This is a genomic window from Achromobacter sp. ES-001, from assembly GCF_019448355.1.
Taxonomy (GTDB): Bacteria; Pseudomonadota; Gammaproteobacteria; order Burkholderiales; family Burkholderiaceae_B; genus Achromobacter; species Achromobacter spanius_B.
In genome coordinates, this window is sequence record NZ_CP079940.1 from 386,254 (window position 1) to 407,711 (window position 21,458).

Consider the following 21,458-nt stretch of genomic DNA (forward strand, 5'->3'; position numbering starts at 1 on the left):
TCCGTGCGGGCGGGGGGCGTGCGGCGGGGCCGGGCCGGGATCAGATGGGTTCGTCCAGGCCGTGCTGGACCTGTTCGGCGGCGCGCAGTACGGCGCGGGCCTTGGCTTCGGTTTCGGCGTATTCGGCCTCGGGGTTCGAGTCGGCCACGATGCCGGCGGCGGCCTGCACATACAGCGTGCCGTCCTTGATGACGCCGGTGCGGATGGCGATGGCCACGTCCATTTCGCCGCCATAGCTCAGGTAGCCGGCAGCCCCGCCGTAGATGCCACGGCGCACGGGTTCCAGTTCGTCGATGATCTTCATGGCCTCGACCTTGGGCGCGCCCGTCAGCGTGCCGGCGGGAAAGGACGCGCGCAGCACGTCCATGCTGCTCATGCCGGGGTTCAGGTTGCCCGTCACGTTGGACACCAGGTGCATCACGTGCGAATAGCGTTCGATGACCATGGTGTCGCTGACCTTGACCGAGCCCACCTCGGCCACGCGGCCCACGTCGTTGCGCGCCAGGTCGATCAGCATCACGTGTTCGGCCACTTCCTTGGGGTCGGCCTTTAATTCGGCGGCCAGTGCCGCGTCTTCCTCGGGCGTTGCGCCGCGCTTGCGGGTGCCGGCCAGCGGGCGGATGGTGATCTGCGACTTGGGCACGCCGTTGTCCACCACGCTTTCCTGGCGCACCAGGATCTCGGGCGAGGCGCCCACCACCTGGAAGTCACCGAAGTTCCAGAAGTACATATAGGGCGAGGGGTTCAGCGAGCGCAGCGCGCGGTACAGCGACAGCGGCGAATCGCGGAACGGCTTGGCGATGACCTGGCCGATCTGCACCTGCATCAGGTCGCCGGCGGCGATGTGTTCCTTGGCGCGGTGCACGGCGGCCAGATAGTCTTCTTTCTTGAAATCGCGCCGCTCTTCGGTCTGCATGCTGGCGTGGCTGTACGGAATTTCCACGGGGCGTCGCAGGCGCGCGCGCAGATCGTGCAGGCGCTGCTGGGCGCGGCTGTAGGATTCGGGCTGGCTGGGGTCGGCGTACACCATCAGGTAGATGCGGCCCGCCAGGTTGTCGACGATGACCAATTCGTCCACGTGCATCAGCATCAGGTCGGGCGTACCGCCCTCCATGCCGGCCGGGAACGGCTTGACGGCAGGGCCCAGGCAGGGCTCGATGTGGCGCACGGTGTCGTAGCCGAAGTAGCCGGCCAGGCCACCGCAAAAGCGCGGCATGCCGGGGCGCAGCGCCACCTTGAAACGGCTTTGGTATTGCTCGATGAAGGCAAGCGGATCGCCTTCGTGCTTTTCCACGATCTTGCCGTCGTGCAGCACTTCGGTCAGCGTGCCGCTGGCGCGGATCACGGTGCGGGCGGGCAGGCCGATGAAGGAATAGCGCCCGAAGCGCTCGCCGCCCACCACCGATTCCATCAGGCAGGTCATGCGGCCGGCCAAGGGGCCTGCGTGCGCCAGCTTCAGGTAGATGCCCAGCGGGGTGTCCAGGTCGGCGTAGGTCTCGGCCACCAGCGGGATGCGGTTGTAGCCTTGAGCGGCGAGGGCCTTGAATTCGATTTCGGTCATGTCTGGGTCTCGTAAGCGATTTTTGGTTTGCTTTCAGACCGGGCGCACAACAAAAAAGCCCGGTCCAGGTGTCTGGTTCCGGGCTTGGCTCTGTGTTTACACAGCTACGGCACTAGGCGGCATACGCGTCCAGGGCCGGGAGGGATCATCGCCACCCGGAAGACAAACGCCACCAGCGCCACGAGGCGCCGAGCATTTGGTTCTGGGGGTAAGCGTTCATTGATCCGGGTGTGTCTTGATGAGGTGCAGTGTTCGGTTGTTCAGGTGTTTGCCGACGCAATTCAGGAGGCGATTTTTGCGGCGTTCTGGTTTTGGTTCCAGAGCGCAACCCACTGAGCGGCGTTGACAAGCGTGTCAACTATACCATCGACATCCAGCTCCCGCACGTCCCGGCCTTCGTTGTAGCCATAAGGCACCACCAGCACTTGCGTACCGGCCGTGCGGCCCGCCTGGGCATCGTTGATCGAGTCGCCGATGGTGACGGCCTCGGTCACCGCCACGCCCAGCAGTTCGCAGGCGTGCAGCACCTGGTCGGGGTCGGGCTTGCGGCGCACGCAGGTGTCGCCGCAGACCACGGCGTCGAAAAAGCCCGCCAAACCCGTGCGCTGCAATAGCGGCAGGGTGAATTCGGTGGGCTTGTTGGTGACCACCGCCAGTTTCAGGCCCTGGTCGCGCATGTGCTTCAGGCCGTCGATCACGCCGGGGTAGACCTGGGCGCGTTCGCCGTTGACCAGGTGATAGTGCCGGTAGAAGGAGTCGCGGGCGCGGGCGAATTCCTCGGCCGACGGGTCGGGTGCGTCCAGGCTGCCCGCCAGACTGCGGCGGACCAGGTTGTCCACGCCCTTGCCGACAAACGTGGCAACCACGTCTTCACGCAGCACGGTCAGGCCCAGGTCGACGCGCATGGCGTTGGCGGCGAACGCCAGGTCGGGGATGGAGTCCAGCAGGGTGCCGTCCAGGTCCAGCAGCGCGGCGCGAAAAGCGGTCATGTCGAGGTTTCCTGGTGGCTTAGACGGCGGTGGTTTCGCCGATGGCGATCTGTTCGCGCATGGATTTGATGATGCCGGCGTAGTCGGGCTTGCCGAAAATGGCCGAGCCGGCCACGAAGGTGTCGGCGCCCGCGCGGCGAATTTCGGCGATGTTGTCGATTTTGACGCCGCCGTCCACCTGCAGCACGATTTCCTGCCCGCCGGCCTGCGTCCAGGCGTCGATCCGGGCGCGTGCTTCGCGCAACTTTGCCAGCGTGCCGGGAATGAAGCTCTGGCCGCCAAAGCCCGGGTTCACCGACATGATCAGGATCAGGTCAATCTTGTCCATGACGTAGTCCAGGTAGGACAGCGGCGTGGCGGGGTTGAATACCAGCCCGGCCTTACAGCCGTTTTCGCGGATCAGCGACAGCGTGCGGTCCACGTGGCGGCTGGCGTCCGGGTGAAAGCTGATGTAGTCGGCGCCTGCCTTGGCGAACATCGGGACCAGGTCATCCACCGGCTCGACCATCAGATGCACGTCGATCGGCACTTGCACATGGGGCCGGATGGCCGCGCACACCATCGGGCCGATGGTCAGGTTGGGGACATAGTGGTTGTCCATCACGTCCACGTGTATCCAGTCGGCACCGGCGGCGACGACGTTGCGGACTTCCTCGCCCAGGCGGGCGAAGTCAGCCGACAGGATACTGGGGGTGATGCGGGTGGAGGCCGTGGAGGTAGACATGATGTTCGGGATCGGGGAGGGCATAATGTGCCATTATTGCAGTTTGAGGCGCGGGTTCGGGAAAGGCCCGGTTCCACGGCTCCCAATTCTGCGTTGTCCAAACGTCTCCCGAACGCCCGGCGCCGATCTCCGGCCCCCGCGTCCAGCCACACAGGGAAGGACTGTGAAACCTTACGACCTGAGCGTCTCTGTCTCTCCGCGCTTCGTGCCTGAACAGTCCGATCCGGGCGAACAGCAATTCGTGTTTGCCTATACCGTTCGCATCACCAACACCGGCGAACATCCCGCCCAGGTGATCAGCCGCCATTGGGTCATCACCGACGGCAACCAGCGCGTGCAGGAAGTGCGCGGGCTGGGCATCGTGGGCCAGCAACCGTTGCTGGCGCCCGGCGAAACCTTCGAATACACCAGCGGCTGTCCGCTGCCCACCCCCGTGGGCACCATGCGCGGCACCTATCACTGCGTTGGCGAGAACGGCATCCCGTTCGAAGTGCCGATCTCCGAATTCGTCCTGGCCATGCCTCGCACCCTGCATTGAATGGCCCCGCCCGTCGCTCGTTTTTTTCCTAGCTCATGAAGCGCATTCTCAGCCTGTCCCTGCTGCCGATCTTGCTGGCGGCATGCTCCACGCCGTCGGAAATTCCTTCCGGCCCCGGCGAAACCAGCACCATCCCCGGCTCGCGTGCTCCGGCGGCTGACGGCCCCCTGGTGGTGCCGTCGCTGTCGGCGTTGCCCGACACCCCGCCGCGCGCGCTGGCCGGCAAGTTCAAGGCCGGCACCTGGTCCGAAATGCCCGGCTGGTCCGCCGACGACCTGACCCAGTTCTGGCCCCTGTTCCTGCGCAATTGCCGTGGCCTGATGCGCCCGACCAGCGGCAATCTGGCCGCCCCGGCGCGCGCCACGCCGCGTGCGTGGCAGCCCGTCTGCGCCGCCGCCATCGACCCGGCCCGCGCGCCGGCGGCGGGCGACGGCGAAGCCGTGCGCCGCTTCCTGCAAACCTATTTGCAGCCGTGGCGTCTGAACGCCGCCGACGGCAAGCCGGCCACCAACACGGTCACCGGCTACTACGAGCCGCTGGTGCGCGGATCGCGCCGCCAGGGCGGCAACTACCAATGGCCGCTGTACGCCGTGCCGGCCGACCTGCTCACCATCGACCTGGGTTCGGTCTACCCGGACCTGGCCGGCAAGCGCGTGCGCGGCAAGCTGGACGGCAAGCGCGTGGTGCCCTACGACACCCGCGCCGCCATCGAATCCCCCTCGGGCCGCAAGCCGCCTGTCGTCGTCTGGGTGGATGACCCGGTGGATAACTTCTTCCTGCAAGTGCAGGGCTCGGGCCGCGTCCAGCTGACCGACGGTCCCGACGCCGGCAAGACCATCCGCGTGGCCTACGCCGACCATAACGGCCAGCCCTATGTGTCCATCGGCCGCTGGCTGATCGACCGGGGCGAACTCAGCGCCGATCAGGCGTCCATGCAGAACATCCGCGCCTGGGCACAGCGCAATCCGAAGCGCGTGCCTGAAATGCTGAACGCGAATCCGGCGGTGGTGTTCTTCCGCGAAGAGCCGGTCATCGACCCCGAACAGGGGCCCAAGGGCGCCTACGCCATCCCGCTGGCGCCCAAGCGATCCATCGCCGTGGACGCCACCTTCGTGCCGCTGGGCACCCCGGTGTACCTGGCCACGACCTTCCCGGCCTCCGACCGCCCGTTGCAACGGCTGGTTTTCGCGCAAGACACGGGCACGGCCATCCGGGGCGCCGCGCGCGCCGACTTCTACTGGGGTTACGGTGAAGAAGCCGGCCAGCAGGCGGGCCGCATGAAACAACGGGGCCAGATGTGGGTGCTGTGGCCCAAGCAAGCTGGGGAGCCCTCGGCAAGATGAGCCATCAAATCGTCGTATGCGGGGCCGGTATCGTCGGCCTGTCCACCGCCCTGGCGCTGGCCCGGCGAGGCCAGCGCGTTGCCGTGCTGGCGCCGCGTTCATCCGTGCCCGCCGCCGATCCCAACCATTACCACCCCCGCGTCTACGCCATTTCGCCCGCCAGCCAGCGTTTCCTGGCCGAGCTGGGCGTGTGGGACGCCATGCCGGCCGGCCGGCTGATGCCGGTGCAAGCCATGGAAATCCACGGCGACGCCGATGGGCAGGTCAACCTGAACGCCTGGCAGGCGGCGTTGCCGCAACTGGCCTGGATCGTCGAATCTGGCGAGATCGAGCGCGTGTTGATCCAGGCGGTGCGGATGTTCGGCATCCCCTGGCTGGAAGACCGCTGTACCGGCTATCAGGATGGCGCGGTCGATACCGAAAGCGGGGCGCGCATTCAGGCGGAATTGTTCGTGGGCGCCGACGGCGCGGCCTCGCCGCTGCGCACGGCGGCCGGCTTGAAGCACGACACCGTGTCCTACAACGACACGGGCCTGGTGGTGCATCTGGATGCCGAACACGCCCACCATGGCACTGCCATCCAGTGGTTCCGTGACGACGGCGTGCTGGCGCTGTTGCCGCTGCCCGACACCGCCGACGGTCCGCAAGTGTCGATGGTCTGGTCCATGCGCAGCGAACCGGCGCAGGCGCTGCTGGCCTTGCCGGCCGAACAGCAAACTGCCCGGCTGGAAACCTTGCTGGCCGACGCCGCCGAGGGCCGGCTGGGCCGCTTGAAGGTGCGCAGCAAATTGCACGGCTTTCCGCTGACGCTGGAACGCGCGCAGATGGTGGCGCCCGGCATCGCGCTGGCCGGCGACGCCGCGCACCGGCTGCATCCCCTGGCGGGCCAGGGCCTGAACCTGGGCCTGGGCGACGTCGAGGCGCTGGCCCGCACCGTGGCTGGCCGCGAGTCCTACCGGTCGGCGGGCGACATCCGCGTGCTGCATCGGTACCAGCGCGCCCGCGCCGAACCGGTGCTGGCGATGCGCCTGGCTACCGACGGCCTGCACAAGCTGTTCGCCTCGCGCGCGACGCCGCTGGTGTGGCTGCGAAACGCGGGGATGCATGTGGTGGAACGCGCGCCCTTGGTCAAACGCCGCCTGATCGCGGGTGCATCGGCCAATTGATGCGGCGTTGAGGTGTACCCCCAGGCGCGGGCGATCAGCCCCGCGCTTTGAGGTTTTCTTTTGGAACCTTGAAGCGCGCCGGGCGTCTGAACGACACTCCGCCTTTCCGCGTCCAACCGGCATGTCGTCCGGCCCGGCTCCTTGCCGGATGAGTTACGCTTTCCCCCAAAGAACACGATAAGTACAGGAGCACCCATGACTTTCCGCATCTCCGCCACGCTGGCGGCTTGTTTCCTGGCCGGCGGGCTGGGCTTGTCCGCCCCGGCTCTGGCGCAGGCGCCGGCCCAAGGCAAGGCCGTCTCCACCGAGTCGGTCGGCAAACCCGCCAAGGGCGAAAAAAGCGTGTCGACGCCGCAGCTCGACGCCGTCAAGGAACGCTTCGAACAACGCTTTTCCGGCATGGACGTCACCGCCGTGCGCCTGACGCCTTACGGCATTTTTGAAGTGCAGTTGGGCATGGACCTGCTCTACACGGACGAAAAAGTCACCTGGGTCATGGAAGGTCCGTTGATAGACGCCATGACGCGCCGCGATGTCACCCGCGAGGCGCAGGAAAAGCTCAGCGCCGTCACGTTTGATCAGCTGCCGCTGGAACTGGCCATCAAGCAGGTCAAGGGCACCGGCGCAAAGAAGGTCGCCATTTTTGAAGATCCCAACTGCGGCTATTGCAAGCAGTTGCGCAAGACGATGGAAGACCTGAACGACGTCACCGTCTACACCTTCATGTACCCGATTCTGTCGCCCGATTCCAAGGACAAGGTGCGCGACGTCTGGTGTGCCAAGGACCAGGGCAAGACCTGGGACGATTGGATGGTGCGCAACAAGAAGCCGGCCGCCGCCAATTGCGATGTGCCCGAAGACAAGCTGCTTGCACTGGGCCACCGCCTGATGGTGCGCGGCACGCCCACGCTGTTCTTTGCCGATGGCTCGCGCGTCAGCGGCGCCATTCCGCTGGACCAACTGAAAGAACGCTTGAACTGACCGGCGCTGATCGCGCCGGCCGGGTGGCTGGCGCGATAGCCGCCTTGCCACCCGGAGAAGACACTTGAAAATCGCAATACTGGACGATTACCACGACGTAGCACGGCGCTATGCGGATTGGACCTCGCTGGGCGGTGACGCCCAGGTGCAGATCTTCAACAACTTCATTCCGGTCGAACAGGTCGAGGCCACGCTGGAACCCTTCGACGTGATCGTGGCGATGCGCGAACGCACGCCGTTTCCGGCCGAGCGCATTCGCGCGTTGCCGAAGCTGCGCCTGTTGATCACCACCGGCATGCGCAACAACGCCATCGATATGCAGGCCTGCACGCAACAGGGCATCGTCGTGTGCGGCGCGCCCGGCAGTGCCGACGCCAACACCGCCACGGCCGAACTGGCCTGGGCGCACATCCTGGGGCTTTTCAAGCACCTGCCCGCGGAAGACGCGGCCATGCGCCGCGGCATGTGGCAAACCGCCATGCCGGAGCCATTGGCCGGCAAGCGGCTGGGGGTGTTGGGGCTGGGCAAGTTGGGCGCGGCCGTGGCCAAGGTGGGCCTGGCTTTCGGCATGGACGTGGTGGCCTGGAGCCCCAACCTGACGGATGAACGCGCCGAGGCGGCGGGCGTCAAGCGTGTCGACAAGCACACGCTTTTTGCCACGTCCGACGTGGTCAGCCTGCACTTGATCTTGTCCGAGCGCAGCCGTCACGTGGTCGACGCCGCGGCGCTTGCCGCGATGAAGCCGACCGCCTATCTGGTGAACACGTCGCGCGCCGGCCTGGTCGACAACGAGGCCCTGATGGACGCTCTGGTCAAATTCCGCTTGGCCGGCGCGGGCCTGGACGTCTACCCCGAAGAGCCGCTATCGCCCACCGACTCGGTGCGCGACCTGGACAACGTGATTCTGACCCCGCACCTGGGCTACGTCAGCCGCGAGAATTTCGAAGCGTTCTACCAGAACGCGCTGGACGCCGTGAAGGCGTTTCAGGCGGGCAAGCCGATTCGGGTGTTGAACCCGTCATCGGCGGCGTGATCGCGGGCGCAGGCGTTTGCGCCTGCCCCTGCTACCGACCACGCAACTATCCGCGCGTAAACATCACTTTTTTCTCGACGATGCCGCTGGCGTCGGCGGACGCTTCGGGCGTGTCGCCGCAGGCGTCGTCCGCGTTGTCGTCCGGGTCCACCGCGTCAAACGCCGTGTCGCCGTTGGCGTCCGGCACGCCGGTGGGTTTCAGGCCGACGAAGTCGAACAGGTCGCGGTCCATCAAGTGCGACGGCACCACGCGCGACAGCGCGTTGAACACGTTCCACGAGCGGCCAGGATGCTGCTTGTCCCAGTCTTTAATCATCCGGCCCACTTCCTTGCGCTTCAGGTTTTCCTGCGAGCCGCAAAGGTTGCACGGGATGATGGGGAATTGCTTGAGTTCGGCGTAGGCGATCAGGTCCGTTTCGGCCACGTAGGCCAACGGGCGGATCACGGTGTGGCGGCCGTCGTCCGACACCAGCTTGGGCGGCATGCCCTTGGCCTTGCCGCCATAGAACAGGTTCAGGAAGAACGTGGCCAGAATGTCGTCGCGGTGGTGGCCCAGCGCGATCTTGGTGGCGCCCAGTTCAGACGCGACGCGGTACAGGATGCCGCGACGCAAGCGCGAACAGAGCGAGCACATCGTCTTGCCTTCTTCCAGCACGCGCGTGACGATGGAATACGTGTCCTGCGTCTCGATGTGGAAGGGCACGCCCAGGTCTTTCAGGTACTGGGGCAGGATGTGGTCGGGAAAGCCCGGCTGCTTCTGATCCAGGTTGACGGCGATCAGCTCGAACTTGAACGGCGCGCGCTTTTGCAGCTGCAACAGGATGTCCAGCATGGCATAGGAATCCTTGCCGCCCGACAGGCAGACCATCACGCGGTCGCCTTCCTCGATCATGTTGTAGTCGGACAGCGCGCGCGTCGTCTCGCGGGCCAGGCGCTTGGTCAGCTTGTTGCCTTCGTGGCGGGCCTTTTCCTCGGCCTCGGTGCGAAAGCGGACCTCGGGGGAGCGGACGGCGGGGGGCGGTGCAATATCGTTCATGATCAACGCGAAATCTGGATTTCCACGCCTACCGCCGCGCAGTCGGAAAAGGCCATGGGCTTGCTGATGCGCAAGCGTAACGAGCGGATTTCCTGGAAGTCGGCCAACAGGCGCGCGGCGACTTGTTCGGACAGGGTTTCGATCAGGTTCACATGCGCCTGCGTGCATTCCTCGACGATGGCCTCGCGCAGACGGCGGTAGTCCAGCACGCTGTGGATATCGTGGTCGTCGACCGAGCGCTGGATGTCCACATCGAATTCGGCGTCGACATGCAGGGGCTGGGTGGCGCGGCGCTCGTGTTCGAGGATGCCGATGCGGGCGTCGAGCGCAAGCCCGGAAAGGATGATGCGACGTGTGGGCATGATGAAAACCTGGGTGGGACAGCCGGAATTGTAAGGGGACGGCGGATCGGGGGCGGCGCGCTGGCTACAATTGCGCCACGTCCTGGCACCCGTGAGGCGCCGGCGCGGTCAATAAGGGTGGAAATGCAACACATGCACGATGCGGTCATTGTAGGCGGCGGCCCGGCCGGCGCGTCCTGCGCCCTGTGGCTGGCCAGGCTTGGTTTGTCCCCGATATTAGTCGAGGCCGGCGCCCGCCTGGGCGGCCTGGCGCAGGACAACCCCTTCGCCGACGACTGGATCGCCGTGCTGCCGGGCGTGACCGGTCAGCAGGTGGCGGCCAATATCGACACCAGCGTGCGCGCCGCCAACGTGCCGCTGCGCATGAACTCACGCGTCGTCGATGTGCTGCCCTGCAAAGGCGGCGTCCAGGCTACCTTGGCGGGCCCCGACGGCGGCCAGGAACAGGTGCGTGGCCGTACGCTGGTCATCGCATCGGGCGTGCGCGCCAAGGGCTTGCCCGATCATCCGCCGGGCGCCTCGTGGCCCGGCGTGCTGGTCGGCCCGGGTTCGCCCATCGTCGCGCAGGACTACTCCGGCTTGTCGGTGGCGGTGCTGGGCGGCGGCGACAACGCCTTCGAGAATTACGTTTACGTGCGCAATCGCGGCGCGCGCATGGTGCACCTGTATGCGCGCAGCGTGCGCGCCCAGCAGCAATGGGTCACCCGCGCCGGCCGCGAGGGCGTGCGCATCGGCCCCTACACCGTCGACCCCGCCCACCGCAGCGTGGACGGCCGACAGTACGACCTGATCCTGGTCTTCTACGGCTGGGAACCGCAGGCCGCCTTTGCCGACGGCCTGCAACTGGCCCGCGACGAACGCGGCTACATCCGCACCGACTTCGCCACCGCCGAGACCAGCGTGCCGGACATCTATGCCATTGGCGAAGTCGCCCACCGCATGCACCCCTGCGTGGTGACGTCGATGGCGGACGGCGTGGTCGCGGCCAAGGCCATCCAGCGCCGCTGGGAACGCGCGGGCGACTAAGCCCTCGTGAGTAACGCGGCAGGCTGAGGCCAAGCCCCCAGCCCCAGCCCCAGCCCAAATTCCCGGAGCCGCCACCCGGCCGGACCACGCTTGCCCGATCCGCGCGCCCACCTCGGCGTTAAGCTCAGGCGAAGCCCGTCCTCCAGATTGCAGAATTGGCATTTGCCGGCGCGCCGCACACACTTGCCCGACAAGTTGGTCATCCATGACCGCGTTCGGAGACAAGCATGTTGCAAGCGCATCGCTGGCTGGCCGCGGGCGTGATGGCGGCCGCCATCGCCGGTCCGGCTCACGCCGCCTGGCCGGAACGGCCGATCACCCTGATCATCCCGGCCGCGCCCGGCGGCACCACCGATATCTCGGCGCGGCTCATCGCCGACAAGCTGGCGGCCAAGCTGGGCCAGCAAGTCATCGTCGAGAACCGTGCGGGCGCGGCCGGCATCATCGGCGCCCAGGCGCTGGCGCGCGCCAAGCCCGACGGCTACACGTTGCTGATGGGCAATATCGGCCCCAACGCCATCAACTACGCGCTGTACAAGACGCTGCCGTACAAGCCCGCCGATTTCGCGCCGGTGACGTTGGTGATATCGGTGCCCAATGTACTGGTCGTGAACGAAGCGTCGCCCGTGCGCAGCGTGGCCGACTTGCAGGCGCAAGCGCGGCGCGACCCGTCCAAGGTGTCCTTCGGCAGCTCCGGCGCGGGCCAATCGCCGCATCTGTCCGCCGAACTGTTCAAGCAACGCGCGGGCGTGGCCGGCACGCATATCCCGTACAAAGGCGCCGGCCCCGCCGTGGCGGCGCTGCTGGGCCAGCAGTTCACCTTCATGATCGACAACCTGCCCAGCTCCATGCCGTACATCCAGTCGGGCAAGCTGCGTGCGCTGGCGGTCACCAGCGACAAGCGGCTGGCCGAACTGCCGGACGTGCCCACCATGGCCGAAGCCGGCGTCAAGGACATGGTCGTCACCGCGTGGTTTGGGTTGATCGCGCCGGCGGGCACGCCGGCCAACGTCGTCGACAAACTCTACGCCGCCACGCGCGACGTGGTGCAAAGCCCCGACATCAGCGGACGTTTCAAGGCCATGGGCGGCCAGGCGGGCGGCAACACACCCGCCGAATTCACCGCCTTCATCGACCAGGAACGCGCGCGCTGGAAACAGATCGTGGACACGGCCGGACTGGCCCAGGAGCAATAGATGATCGACAAGATCCAGGCGTCCATGGCCCAGGCCGTGGCCGTTATCCCCGACGGCGCATCGGTGCTGGTGGGCGGCTTCGGCGAGGCCGGTGTGCCGTACGAATTGCTGCAATGCCTGGCGCAATCCGGGCGGCGCGACTTGACCATCATCTCGAACAACGCCGGCACGTTCGAACGCGGCATTGCCGCGCTGCTGATCCGCAAGCAGGTCAGGAAGATCATCTGCTCGCACCCGCGCCCGCCCAATTCCGACGCCTTCGCACGCGCCTATCGGGCCGGCGAGGTCGAATTGGAATGCGTGCCGCAAGGCACCCTGGCCGAACGGTTGCGCGCGGCCGGCGCCGGACTGGGGCCGTTCTATACCCCCACCGGCTACGGCACGGAATTGGCCGAAGGGCGCCGTCAGGAAGTCATCGACGGCGTGGGCTATGTGCTGGAACAACCGCTGCGCGCCGACTACGCGCTGATCCGCGCCCACTTGGGCGACCGCTGGGGCAACCTGATGTACCGCCACGCGGCGCGCAACTTCAATCCGGTGATGTGCATGGCGGCGGGCCACGCCATCGCGCAGGTGGACGAGATCGTGCCGCTGGGCACCTTCGTGCCGGAGCAAGTCATGACGCAAGGCATCTTCGTCAAATCCGTGGTGCGGGTGGAGGGCTGACATGCAGGGCAATCAAACCAGGCAGGGCAATTACAACAACCAGGACAATCAAGGCAGCCAAGGCCATCAAGGCAAGCAGGGCAACGACGGCGACCCACATGCCCGGTCCATCACCGGGCTGACCCGGCAGCAGATCGCGCAGTTGCTGGCCAGCGATATACCCGATGGGTCCATCGTGAACCTGGGGATCGGCATGCCGACGCTGGTGGGCGATTACCTGCCGCCCGACAAGGACATCCTCTTGCACAGCGAAAACGGCATCCTGGGCATGGGCCCGGCTGCCAGCGGCAAGGACGTGGACCCGGACCTCATCAACGCCAGCCGCCAGCCCATCACCTTGCTGGACGGCGCGTCCATCACCGAGCACACCGTGTCGTTTGCAATGATGCGCGGCGGCCACCTGGACTATGCCGTGCTGGGCGCGTTCCAGGTATCGGAGACGGGTGACCTGGCCAACTGGAAGACGGATGCGGCCGATGCCATTGCCGCCGTGGGCGGCGCCATGGACCTGGCCGTGGGCGCCAAGCAGGTGCTGGTGACCATGGAACACCGTGGCCGCGACGGCACGCCCAAGGTGCTGCGCCAATGCAGCTATCCGCTGACAGGCAAGGGCGTGGTCACGCGCATCTACACCGACCTGGCGGTGATCGATGTGACGCCCGCCGGGTTGAGCGTTTACGCGATGACCGATGGCGTCGACCCCGAGTACCTGCGATCGGTGACCGATGCGCCATTGCGCTTTCCAGAGACGCGGCGTGTGATCGTGCTGGATGCCGCCGGCGCGCCGCGCTACGCGTGATGGCGTCAACCGTGATCGCCTCGCACGCGCAGTCCGGCAGCTCAAGCGCGGCCTATTCAGCCCGACCAGTTAAGCCCGACCGCTCAAGCCCGACCCATCCAGCCCGATCCGGGCCAAGGAGACCGCTGATGATCCGTTCCCTGTTGGCCGCCGCCGCGCTATGCGCGTTACCGCTGGCCGCCGCGCACGCCGCGCCCGTCTATCCGGACAAGCCCATCACCTTGCTGATCCCGTACCCGCCCGGCGGCAGCGCCGACATGCTGGCCCGGCCCCTGGGCGCGCAATTGCAAAAGATGTGGGGCCAGCCGGTGGTGCTGGAATACAAGCCGGGCGCGGGTGGCGCCATCGCCTCGGCCCAACTGGCGCGCGCCAAACCCGACGGCTATACGCTGCTGATGGTGCTGGCCGCGCACGCCATCAACCCCAGCCTGTATCCGTCATTGCCTTACGACACGCGCAAGGACTTCGCGCCGGTGTCGCTCGTTGCCACCTTGCCGATGCTGGTGGCCGCGCCGTTGAACACGCCCGCCAACACGATTCCCGAGCTGATCACCTACGCCAAGAGTCACCCCGGCAAGCTCAGCTTTGCATCGGCGGGCAATGGCAACACCAGCCACCTGGCCGCCGAGATGTTCAAGAATCAGACCGGAACGGACATGATGCACGTGCCCTACAAGGGCAGCGGCCCGGCGGTTGTGGCACTGCTGGGTGGCGAGGTGTCGCTGATGTTCGACAGCATCTCAACGTCGTTGCCGCAGGTGCAGGCCGGCAAGTTGAAGGCAATCGCGGTAACGGGCGAGCGCCGGTCGCCGCTGTTGCCCAACGTGCCGACGGTAGCCGAAAGCGTGCCGGGCTTTGTCGTGAACGGCTGGTATGGCGTGCTGGCGCCCGCCGGCACGCCGCCGGGCATCGTGGAAGCGTTGAGTCGCGGTATTGCCGACGCGGTAGCGGTGCCTGCCTTGAAGCAGCAACTGGCGGGCTACGGCTATGAAACCGTGGGATCCACGCCCGCCGAATTTGCCAGCCATATCGACCGTGAACTGGAAACGTGGAAGCAGGCCGTGACCGTGTCGGGCGCCAAACTGAATTAACGGCGATGACAGAAGCCGGCCGATGTGTTGCGCGTCGACCTCATCAGACCCGCCGCGATTTTGCTTTGAGAACTTTCTCATATTTCTGGCCTGACGGATTCGAAACAATGGCACTCGTCCCTGCGTTGATGCATTGAAGGCTTCAGCCTGACTCTACGCGGCGGACCCAGGGCGCGCGGGTTGCGCGCCCTGGGGACAAGTCAGTCGGAGAGTTCGGTGAATAAGAAGATTGTTGCGGCAGGCCTCGCATTTTCGTCCTTGCTGCTGTGCGGCGGCGCATTGGCGGCCGATGTGAAGTTGGTGTTCGAGGGCTACGTGTCATCGTCCACCTGCGAAATCAAGGATGTGGGCCAGGGCGGCGTCAAACAGGTGAATCTGAAGCCGGTCAGCGTCAGCGCGCTGGCCAAGCAGAACGATGTGGCCGCACGCGAGCTCATCACGTTGAATCTGACCGGCTGCTCCGGCAGCAAGGTCACCACGCGCTTTAACCGCGATGGAAACGTCGATCCCACCACGGGCGCGCTGATCAACCGGGCGGTTGCCTCCGGGAACGACACCCCCTCCAACGCACAGGTGCAGCTGCTGAACAGCAAGTACCAGCCCATCAATCTGTTCACCAACGACGGCGCTGAATCGGTCAACATCGCGGGCAATGCCGCAACGATCGAGTTCTACGCGCAGTACCTGGCGGCCACCGCCAGCACCACGCCCGGCCCGGTCCAGACCGAAGTCCTGCTGGACCTGATCTACGAATGAAGCCGGTTCCCCTTGAGCGCAAGCTCAGGGGGCTTCCGGACTACGCAAGCCGGGCCACGCTTCGCCATTTCTGCGCGTTGCTGTGCCTGGCTTGTGCAACCCTGCTGCCCCCTTCCGCCCAATCCAACGTGGTGATCGGTGGCACGCGCGTCGTCTATCCCGCCCAAGAACGCGAAGTCACGTTGCGGCTAACCAATGACGGCGGCCAGCCGGCGCTGGTGCAAGCCTGGATCGACGATGGCGACCTGGACGCCACGCCTGATGAAGTGAACGCGCCGTTCGTGATCATGCCGCCGCTTGCCCGCATCAATCCCGGCAAGGGGCAGACGCTGCGCATCGCCTATGCGCCGTCATCCGCCTTGCCCGCCGACCGCGAGTCCGTCTTCTGGCTTAACGTGCTGGACGTTCCACCGCTGCCGTCCGCGCAGGTGGCAAACCACATGCAGCTGGCTTTTCGGAGCCGCATCAAATTGTTCTTTCGACCCGTCGGCCTGCCCGGTACCGCCGCCGACGCGGCCGCGCAATTGCGCTGGCAAATCGTGCAGGCAGGTAATGGCCCGGCGCTGCGGGTGCGCAACGACAGCGCGTTTCACGTGTCGTTGACGTCCGTGTCATTGACGCTACAGGACGGCAGGGCAATATCCGTGCCCAGCCGCATGCTGGCCCCCCGGTCCGTCACGGAACTGGGCAGTGGAAAGCTGCCGAATGCGGCGGGCGCCAAAGGCGCCGTGGTATTCGAATCGGTCAACGACTACGGCGCAACGGTGCGGCGCGAAAGTCGTCTTGATCCTTAAGCGGCGTCATGGCCCGCCGTACCCCCATCAACCGTTGGCTTCTGCTTTGGTCCAGCTTGGCATGCGCCACGGCTCAAGCGACCGAACCGGTTGAATTCAACCCCGCCTTCTTTGCCAGCCGTCGAGGGCAAACGGTGGATCTATCCCGATTTCAGCAGGGCAACGCCCTGGAAGCGGGTGTCTATCAGCTGGACTTGTATTTGAACGGCAACCGCATTGGTCGCGAGCGCATCCAGATCAAAACGACGTCGCGATTCTTGCCCGACTCCTCGCCCTTGCCGTCTTCTTCGGCCACCGTCCATGCCGGCATGCAGCCGTGCCTGCCGGCCACGGTGCTTGAGCGCATCGGCGTCGACCTGTCCGGCGCGAACACCGCTGCCGATCCGCGTGCCCCGGACACCGACTGCCTGGGTGTCGATGACCTGCCTGCGGCCAGCCAGTTCGAGGTGGATATAGCCGAGCTGCGCGCCGACCTTTCCATTCCTCAGATCTACCTGAAGTCGGTGGCGCGTGGCTACGTTCCGCCTGAAGAATGGGACGCGGGCATAAACGCCGGCTTCCTGGGGTACGGCATCAACCTGTCGTCCAATCGCTTTGGCAACCGCACCGATCGCACCTTCTACAGCAGCGCGAACGCGGGCCTGAACCTGGGCGACTGGCGCTTCCGGCACAACGGGTCGTTCAGCTACACCGATCGCTCCAGCCCGGGCCAGCGCAGCCGTTATCAGGCGTTAAGCACCTACGCGCAGCGTGATGTGACCGCCGCCAGTGCCCAACTGACGCTTGGGCAGTTCTATACGCCCGGCAATCTTTTTGACAGTGTTCCGTACACGGGCCTCCAGCTCAGCAGCGACGAACGCATGCTGCCGGACTCCATGCGCGGTTTTGCGCCGGTGGTGCGCGGCGTGGCCGACACCACGGCCAAGGTCAGCGTGCGCCAGGGCAACAACCTGCTGTACGAAACCACCGTATCGCCAGGGCCTTTCGCCATCGACGACCTTTACAACACAGGCTACGCCGGTGATCTTGACGTGACGGTGACCGAAGCCGACGGGCGCACCAAGCGGTTCGTGGTGCCCTACGCGTCGGTGGCCCAGTTGCTGCGTCCCGGCAGTTCGCGCTTCAGCGTAACGGGTGGGCGGTATCGTGACGACACCCTGAACGCTCCGCCCTCGTTCATGCAGGGCACCTATCAACGCGGCTTGTCCGACACGGTGACGGGCTATGGCGGCGCCATCGTGGCGCAGCAGTACCGGGCAATTCTTGGTGGCGTGGCGGTCAGCACCCCGCTGGGCGCATTGGCGGCGGACCTGACGCAGTCTCACGCCGCGATGGGCTCTACCCGCGACACGGCCAGCGGGCGCAGCGTGCGGCTCAGTTACAGCAAGCTGCTGGAGCCTACTTCCACCAACTTCAGCGTGGTGGCGTATCGCTTTTCCAGTGAAAATTACTTGAGCCTTGGCGAATTTGCACGCATCCGCGAAGCGCGTCGGCCGTCGGTGTATGGCGGCAAAGAGCGCAGCCGCCTTCAATTCAATATCAGCCAGCCCCTGGGCAATGACTTGGGCAGCGTGACGCTGTCCGGCGTTTCGCAAAACTACTGGAACCGACACCGGCGCCGCGACACAAGCTATTACGCCAGCTACGCCAATGGCTATTCCTGGGGCAGCGTGAATATCAGCCTGGTGCGGGCCCGCGACGAACGTGGCCGCGCTGGCAACCAGTATCTGCTCAGCCTCAGCCTGCCCTTGGGACGCGGATCGAATGCGCCGTATCTCAGTACGTCCATGAACCTTGAAGGCAATGGCAAGCGCAGCGCCAATGCGTCTGTCAGCGGATCTGCCGGCGAGTCAGGGCAGTTTGGCTACAACGTCTACGGTTCGTATAACCACACCAACGGTCAAGGCAGCCGCAACCAGGGCGGCAGCGTGCGCTACGACACGGCGCACGCCAACTACAGCTTGTCGGGTAGCGGCGGCGACGGCTATCGCCAATACGGCGCGGGCATGCGCGGCACCTTGATCGCCCACGCCGGCGGCATCAACGCGACCCAGGCGCAGGGCGAAACGATGGCGGTGCTTGAGGCGCCCGACGCCTACGGCGCGGCCATCGTCTCGGGCTCGCGCGGGTACATCGGCGCGAACGGCTATGGTGCCTTGGCGGGGTTGATGCCCTACCGCCGCAACGAGGTTGCGCTGGACCCTAAAGGCACGTCGCGTGACGTCGAATTGGAAATTACCTCGCAGCAGGTGGCGCCGCGCGCGGGGGCAGTCGTGTTGCTGCGCTACCCCACCGTGGCGGGCCGGCCGATCTTGCTGAAGCTGGTGCGTGAGCACGGCGCAACGATCCCGATGGGTGCGGAAGTCATCATCCCGGGCATCGATGCCGTCACGCTGGTGGGCCAGGGCGGCCGGGCCTTTGTGCGCGGCTTGCAGGGCCAAGGGGAGTTGGCGGTCAAGTGGGGAGCCGCCGCCGATCAGCAATGTCAGGCCATCTATCAGGTGGACGAGCAGGCGGCGTCCGAAGACGTGCATTACTACCCGCAGCTGGAGCTGTCGTGCACGTCCGCCCACCCCGCTGCGCTACAGGATTCGGTGTCATGAATACATGGTTGCGACGCGCAGTTTTTGGAATCTCCCTGTTGATGTGCGCGGTAGGCCCGGCTTGGGCAGCATGTACTGGCGAATCTCTGTCGACGTACATTACCGCGCAGGACTTGAAAGAAATGAAGCCGCCACGTGACGCGGCCGTGGGCAGCATCATTTACAGCAAGAATATCGACCAAGGCGACGGCTATCTGCGCTGCACCACCAACGGCGAGTGGTTTTCGTATGGATTGCAGGCGGGCGCCAAGCCCGTGCCTGGCTATAAAGACGTCTATGAAAGCGGCATTCCAGGCATCGGCGTGCGGATATTCTGGACGCACGAGGGCGGGGTGTACATGAACTACCCCAGAATTCGGTTTCAGCTCAGGAACTGGCAGTATTACCCGCCGCAGAAATTCACCTTCACACTCATCAAGACCGGCCCGATCAAGTCCGGTGTGTCCTTCGCGCATCGCGCGGATGTTTATTACGGTGCGTTGCGCAGCAATATGGTGGACTTCAGCAATGTGGCGTACGAGGTCAACAGCATGGGTTGCACGGTCCGTGACGGGCAAACGGTAAAGGTGGATCTGCTGACGATCAACAACCGTCACCTGGGTCATCGCGGCGCCACGGCCGGGGAGAAGGCGTTTGGCATTAATCTTGAATGCGATCAAGGCGTCAAGGTGGCCTATCGGATCGATGCGGATGGCACGCCGGAACACGTCATCAAGAACGCTCAAGGGGACGGTATGGCGCGCGGCGTCGGCGTGCAACTGCTGCAGGGCGATCTGGGCAGCAACGTCGTCCAACCGCTGGGCACGCGCACGGCGTTGACAACCGCCGTGACGACGGTTGACAAGGAAAGGCTGTCTATCCCGCTGGTGGCGCGCTACTACCAGACGGACGACACGCTGGTGGCGGGACACATCAATGCCACCGCCACCGTGACGCTGTTTTACGAATAGGGATCGGTGGCCAGGGAAATGACGGGGCGGGCCGATAGCACGCCCGCCCGTGTTTCCTACACCGTCAACACGCAGTCCAGCGCTTCGGGCGCATTGAGCTTGACGCGGAAGGCGCGCAGTTCGTCCCGCCGGAACACGTGCACCGTCACGCGGTCGCCCGGCAGGTATTGCGACAGCAGCATGTCCAGGCCCGCCGGTGCTTCCACCCGCAGTCCGTCCAGCGCCACCAGTACGTCACCCGCCGACAGCCCGCCCTTGTGGGCCGCGCCGCCCTCCAGCACCGTGGCAAGCGTCAGCGCGTCGCCTTGCTTGCGCGTGCGCACGTCCAGCGTAGGTATATTGACCGACGTTTTCCAGTGCAGCGTGATGCCTTGATCGGCCAGCAGTTCGGCCAGCGGCACGTCGGCCGTGCCGTAGGCGTGGCGTGCGATGAAGCGCCGGGTGTCCACGCCGGTGGCTTCCAGGATCAGCCCCGGCAGCGCGTCTTCCGGCAGGCCTTGCGGCTTGCCCTGATAGAAGTCGCGGCCGTAGCGGTCCCATAGCAAACGCATCACGTCGTCCAGCGAACGCGCGCCGCCGCTTTCACGGCGGATCAGCAAGTCCAGCCCCAGCGCCACCAGCGCGCCCTTGGTGTAGTAGCTGACCAGCGCATTGGGCGAGTTCTCGTCCTGCTTGTAATACCGCGTCCACGCGTCGAACGAACTTTCCGCCACCGACTGTTTGGCGCGGCCCGGGGTGCGGGCGACGCTGGTGATGGTCTTGGCCAGCAGGCGCAGATATTCCGTTTGCGTGATTGCGCCGGAACGCAGCAGCAGCAGGTCGTCGTAGTAAGACGTGAAGCCCTCAAACACCCACAACAAACGCGTCAGGTCGGGCTGCTCTAGATGGTAGGGGGCAAAGGCCTGCGGCTTGATGCGCTTGACGTTCCAGGTGTGGAAATACTCATGGCTGACCAGACCGAGAAAGCCGCGATAGCCTTCCCCCTGGCCTTGCTGGCCCAGCACCGGCAGGTCTTTGCGGGCCGTCATCAGCGCGGTGCTGGCGCGGTGCTCCAGGCCGCCGTAGCCGTCGCCCGTGATCATGGTCATGAACACGTAGCGGTTGGAGCTGTCCAGGAAGGGCGCGCGTTTGGTGCGCGGCTCGAAGAATTCAATCTGCGTGTCGCAGATCTTTTTCACGTCGGACGCGATGCGCGCCAAATCCAGGTTGGGCGCCACGCCCGTGAACACCAGTTCGTGCTCGGCGCCATGCGAGGTAAAGCTGACCACCTGCGGCCGACCCATTTCCACCGGGTGGTCGATCAGCGCATCGTAGTCGGGCGCCAGGTACAGCCCAAAGCCGTGGCGCCGCGCGGCACCCCGCTGGCCGGTGGCTTCCGGCAGGCTGGTGTAGACCTTCCAGCCGTCAATGCCGCGCGGGGGCGCCAGGTCAAGCAGGCAAGGCAGGTGGTCTTGCCCGTGTACGCGCAGGAAGACGCTGGTGCCATTGAAAAAGCCATGCGTTTCATCCAAGTGCGCGCCGCGTACCGACAAGTCCCAGGCATAGACCACGTATTCCACGCGCAGGGGGCCGTCGACGGAGGCGGCCTGCCAGGTGTGGTTATCGATTTTGTCGACAATCACCCGGCGCGAACCCGAGTACGCCGCCACGGATTCAATCTGGCGGGAAAAGTCGCGGATCAGATAGCTGCCCGGAATCCAGGCCGGCAACGACAAGCGCTGGCCGTCGGGCGAAGGGGCGTCGATCGTTAGGGTTATCCGGTAGCGGTGTCCGGCCGGGTCATAGGGCGTCAGGCGGTAAAGTACGGGGCAAGCGTTGTCTTTTTTCATGCTCGTATCTTATTT

20 protein-coding genes are annotated in these 21,458 nt (G+C 65.5%); 14 read left to right on the top strand and 6 right to left on the bottom strand.

Annotated elements, in window-relative coordinates; translation table 11 throughout:
• Nucleotides 1–40: 40 nt before the first annotated feature.
• The 3 genes from trpE to rpe all read right to left on the bottom strand — a co-directional run bounded on the left by trpE (nucleotide 41) and on the right by rpe (nucleotide 3,298).
• A complete protein-coding gene (gene trpE / locus KYT87_RS01655; protein ID WP_219991595.1) occupies nucleotides 41–1,561 on the bottom strand; it encodes an anthranilate synthase component I in 1,521 nt (506 codons plus the stop codon).
• A gap of 281 nt (nucleotides 1,562–1,842) precedes the next feature.
• Nucleotides 1,843–2,550, bottom strand: a complete 708-nt coding sequence (locus KYT87_RS01660; protein ID WP_046805614.1) for a phosphoglycolate phosphatase — start codon at nucleotides 2,548–2,550, stop codon at nucleotides 1,843–1,845.
• Nucleotides 2,551–2,569: 19 nt separating this feature from the next.
• Complete coding sequence (gene rpe, locus KYT87_RS01665) at nucleotides 2,570–3,298, bottom strand: ribulose-phosphate 3-epimerase (protein ID WP_046805615.1); 729 nt, start codon at nucleotides 3,296–3,298, stop codon at nucleotides 2,570–2,572.
• A gap of 139 nt (nucleotides 3,299–3,437) precedes the next feature.
• On the opposite strand from rpe, the gene apaG reads away from it, so the two are divergent.
• From apaG to KYT87_RS01690, 5 genes are all read left to right on the top strand, one after another.
• Complete coding sequence (gene apaG, locus KYT87_RS01670) at nucleotides 3,438–3,812, top strand: Co2+/Mg2+ efflux protein ApaG (RefSeq protein ID WP_046805616.1); 375 nt, start codon at nucleotides 3,438–3,440, stop codon at nucleotides 3,810–3,812.
• Between the two features lie 35 nt (nucleotides 3,813–3,847).
• The gene (locus KYT87_RS01675) at nucleotides 3,848–5,155 is read left to right on the top strand and encodes a murein transglycosylase A (protein WP_046805617.1); all 1,308 of its coding nucleotides are present in this window, start codon (nucleotides 3,848–3,850) and stop codon (nucleotides 5,153–5,155) included.
• Entirely contained in the window at nucleotides 5,152–6,321 is a 1,170-nt protein-coding gene (locus KYT87_RS01680; RefSeq protein ID WP_219991596.1) for a UbiH/UbiF family hydroxylase, read from the top strand. Before KYT87_RS01675 ends, KYT87_RS01680 begins: the two co-directional genes overlap by 4 nt.
• Before the next feature lie 195 nt (nucleotides 6,322–6,516).
• On the top strand, nucleotides 6,517–7,302 hold the full coding sequence (locus tag KYT87_RS01685) for a DsbC family protein (protein WP_104144828.1): 786 nt from the start codon (nucleotides 6,517–6,519) through the stop codon (nucleotides 7,300–7,302).
• A 64-nt stretch (nucleotides 7,303–7,366) separates the two neighbouring features.
• Nucleotides 7,367–8,335 carry a D-2-hydroxyacid dehydrogenase family protein gene (locus KYT87_RS01690; RefSeq protein ID WP_046805620.1) on the top strand — a complete coding sequence of 323 codons (969 nt, stop codon included), beginning with the start codon at nucleotides 7,367–7,369 and terminating at the stop codon, nucleotides 8,333–8,335.
• 46 nt (nucleotides 8,336–8,381) lie between these two features.
• Here the strand turns inward: KYT87_RS01690 and ttcA are convergent, their stop codons facing one another.
• Both ttcA and folB read right to left on the bottom strand, forming a co-directional pair.
• Nucleotides 8,382–9,371: a tRNA 2-thiocytidine(32) synthetase TtcA gene (ttcA, locus tag KYT87_RS01695; RefSeq protein ID WP_120153575.1), complete on the bottom strand. Its 990-nt coding sequence runs from the start codon at nucleotides 9,369–9,371 to the stop codon at nucleotides 8,382–8,384.
• A 2-nt stretch (nucleotides 9,372–9,373) separates the two neighbouring features.
• Nucleotides 9,374–9,733 (bottom strand): dihydroneopterin aldolase, encoded by a 360-nt coding sequence (gene folB, locus KYT87_RS01700; protein WP_046805622.1) that lies wholly within the window; start codon nucleotides 9,731–9,733, stop codon nucleotides 9,374–9,376.
• 123 nt (nucleotides 9,734–9,856) lie between these two features.
• Here folB and KYT87_RS01705 point away from each other — a divergent pair, with 123 nt between their 5' ends.
• The 9 genes from KYT87_RS01705 to KYT87_RS01745 all read left to right on the top strand — a co-directional run bounded on the left by KYT87_RS01705 (nucleotide 9,857) and on the right by KYT87_RS01745 (nucleotide 19,614).
• Nucleotides 9,857–10,759, top strand: a complete 903-nt coding sequence (locus KYT87_RS01705; RefSeq protein WP_046805623.1) for an NAD(P)/FAD-dependent oxidoreductase — start codon at nucleotides 9,857–9,859, stop codon at nucleotides 10,757–10,759.
• A 227-nt stretch (nucleotides 10,760–10,986) separates the two neighbouring features.
• Complete coding sequence (locus KYT87_RS01710; RefSeq protein ID WP_219991597.1) at nucleotides 10,987–11,955, top strand: tripartite tricarboxylate transporter substrate binding protein; 969 nt, start codon at nucleotides 10,987–10,989, stop codon at nucleotides 11,953–11,955.
• Entirely contained in the window at nucleotides 11,956–12,621 is a 666-nt protein-coding gene (locus tag KYT87_RS01715; RefSeq protein ID WP_104144824.1) for a 3-oxoacid CoA-transferase subunit A, read from the top strand.
• Between the two features lies 1 nt (nucleotide 12,622).
• Entirely contained in the window at nucleotides 12,623–13,420 is a 798-nt protein-coding gene (locus tag KYT87_RS01720) for a 3-oxoacid CoA-transferase subunit B (protein ID WP_255593804.1), read from the top strand.
• 128 nt (nucleotides 13,421–13,548) lie between these two features.
• Nucleotides 13,549–14,511 carry a tripartite tricarboxylate transporter substrate binding protein gene (locus KYT87_RS01725; protein ID WP_219991598.1) on the top strand — a complete coding sequence of 321 codons (963 nt, stop codon included), beginning with the start codon at nucleotides 13,549–13,551 and terminating at the stop codon, nucleotides 14,509–14,511.
• A 216-nt stretch (nucleotides 14,512–14,727) separates the two neighbouring features.
• The gene (locus KYT87_RS01730; RefSeq protein ID WP_046805627.1) at nucleotides 14,728–15,267 is read left to right on the top strand and encodes a fimbrial protein; all 540 of its coding nucleotides are present in this window, start codon (nucleotides 14,728–14,730) and stop codon (nucleotides 15,265–15,267) included.
• Nucleotides 15,264–16,061, top strand: coding sequence for a fimbria/pilus periplasmic chaperone (locus tag KYT87_RS01735; RefSeq protein ID WP_082134527.1), 798 nt, complete (start codon nucleotides 15,264–15,266; stop codon nucleotides 16,059–16,061). Before KYT87_RS01730 ends, KYT87_RS01735 begins: the two co-directional genes overlap by 4 nt.
• Before the next feature lie 8 nt (nucleotides 16,062–16,069).
• Nucleotides 16,070–18,664, top strand: a complete 2,595-nt coding sequence (locus KYT87_RS01740; protein ID WP_219991599.1) for a fimbria/pilus outer membrane usher protein — start codon at nucleotides 16,070–16,072, stop codon at nucleotides 18,662–18,664.
• 122 nt (nucleotides 18,665–18,786) lie between these two features.
• Nucleotides 18,787–19,614 carry a fimbrial protein gene (locus KYT87_RS01745; RefSeq protein WP_162941142.1) on the top strand — a complete coding sequence of 276 codons (828 nt, stop codon included), beginning with the start codon at nucleotides 18,787–18,789 and terminating at the stop codon, nucleotides 19,612–19,614.
• 56 nt (nucleotides 19,615–19,670) lie between these two features.
• On the opposite strand, the gene KYT87_RS01750 is transcribed toward KYT87_RS01745, so the two are convergent.
• Nucleotides 19,671–21,443, bottom strand: a complete 1,773-nt coding sequence (locus KYT87_RS01750; RefSeq protein WP_104144819.1) for a M61 family metallopeptidase — start codon at nucleotides 21,441–21,443, stop codon at nucleotides 19,671–19,673.
• Nucleotides 21,444–21,458 lie beyond the last annotated feature (15 nt).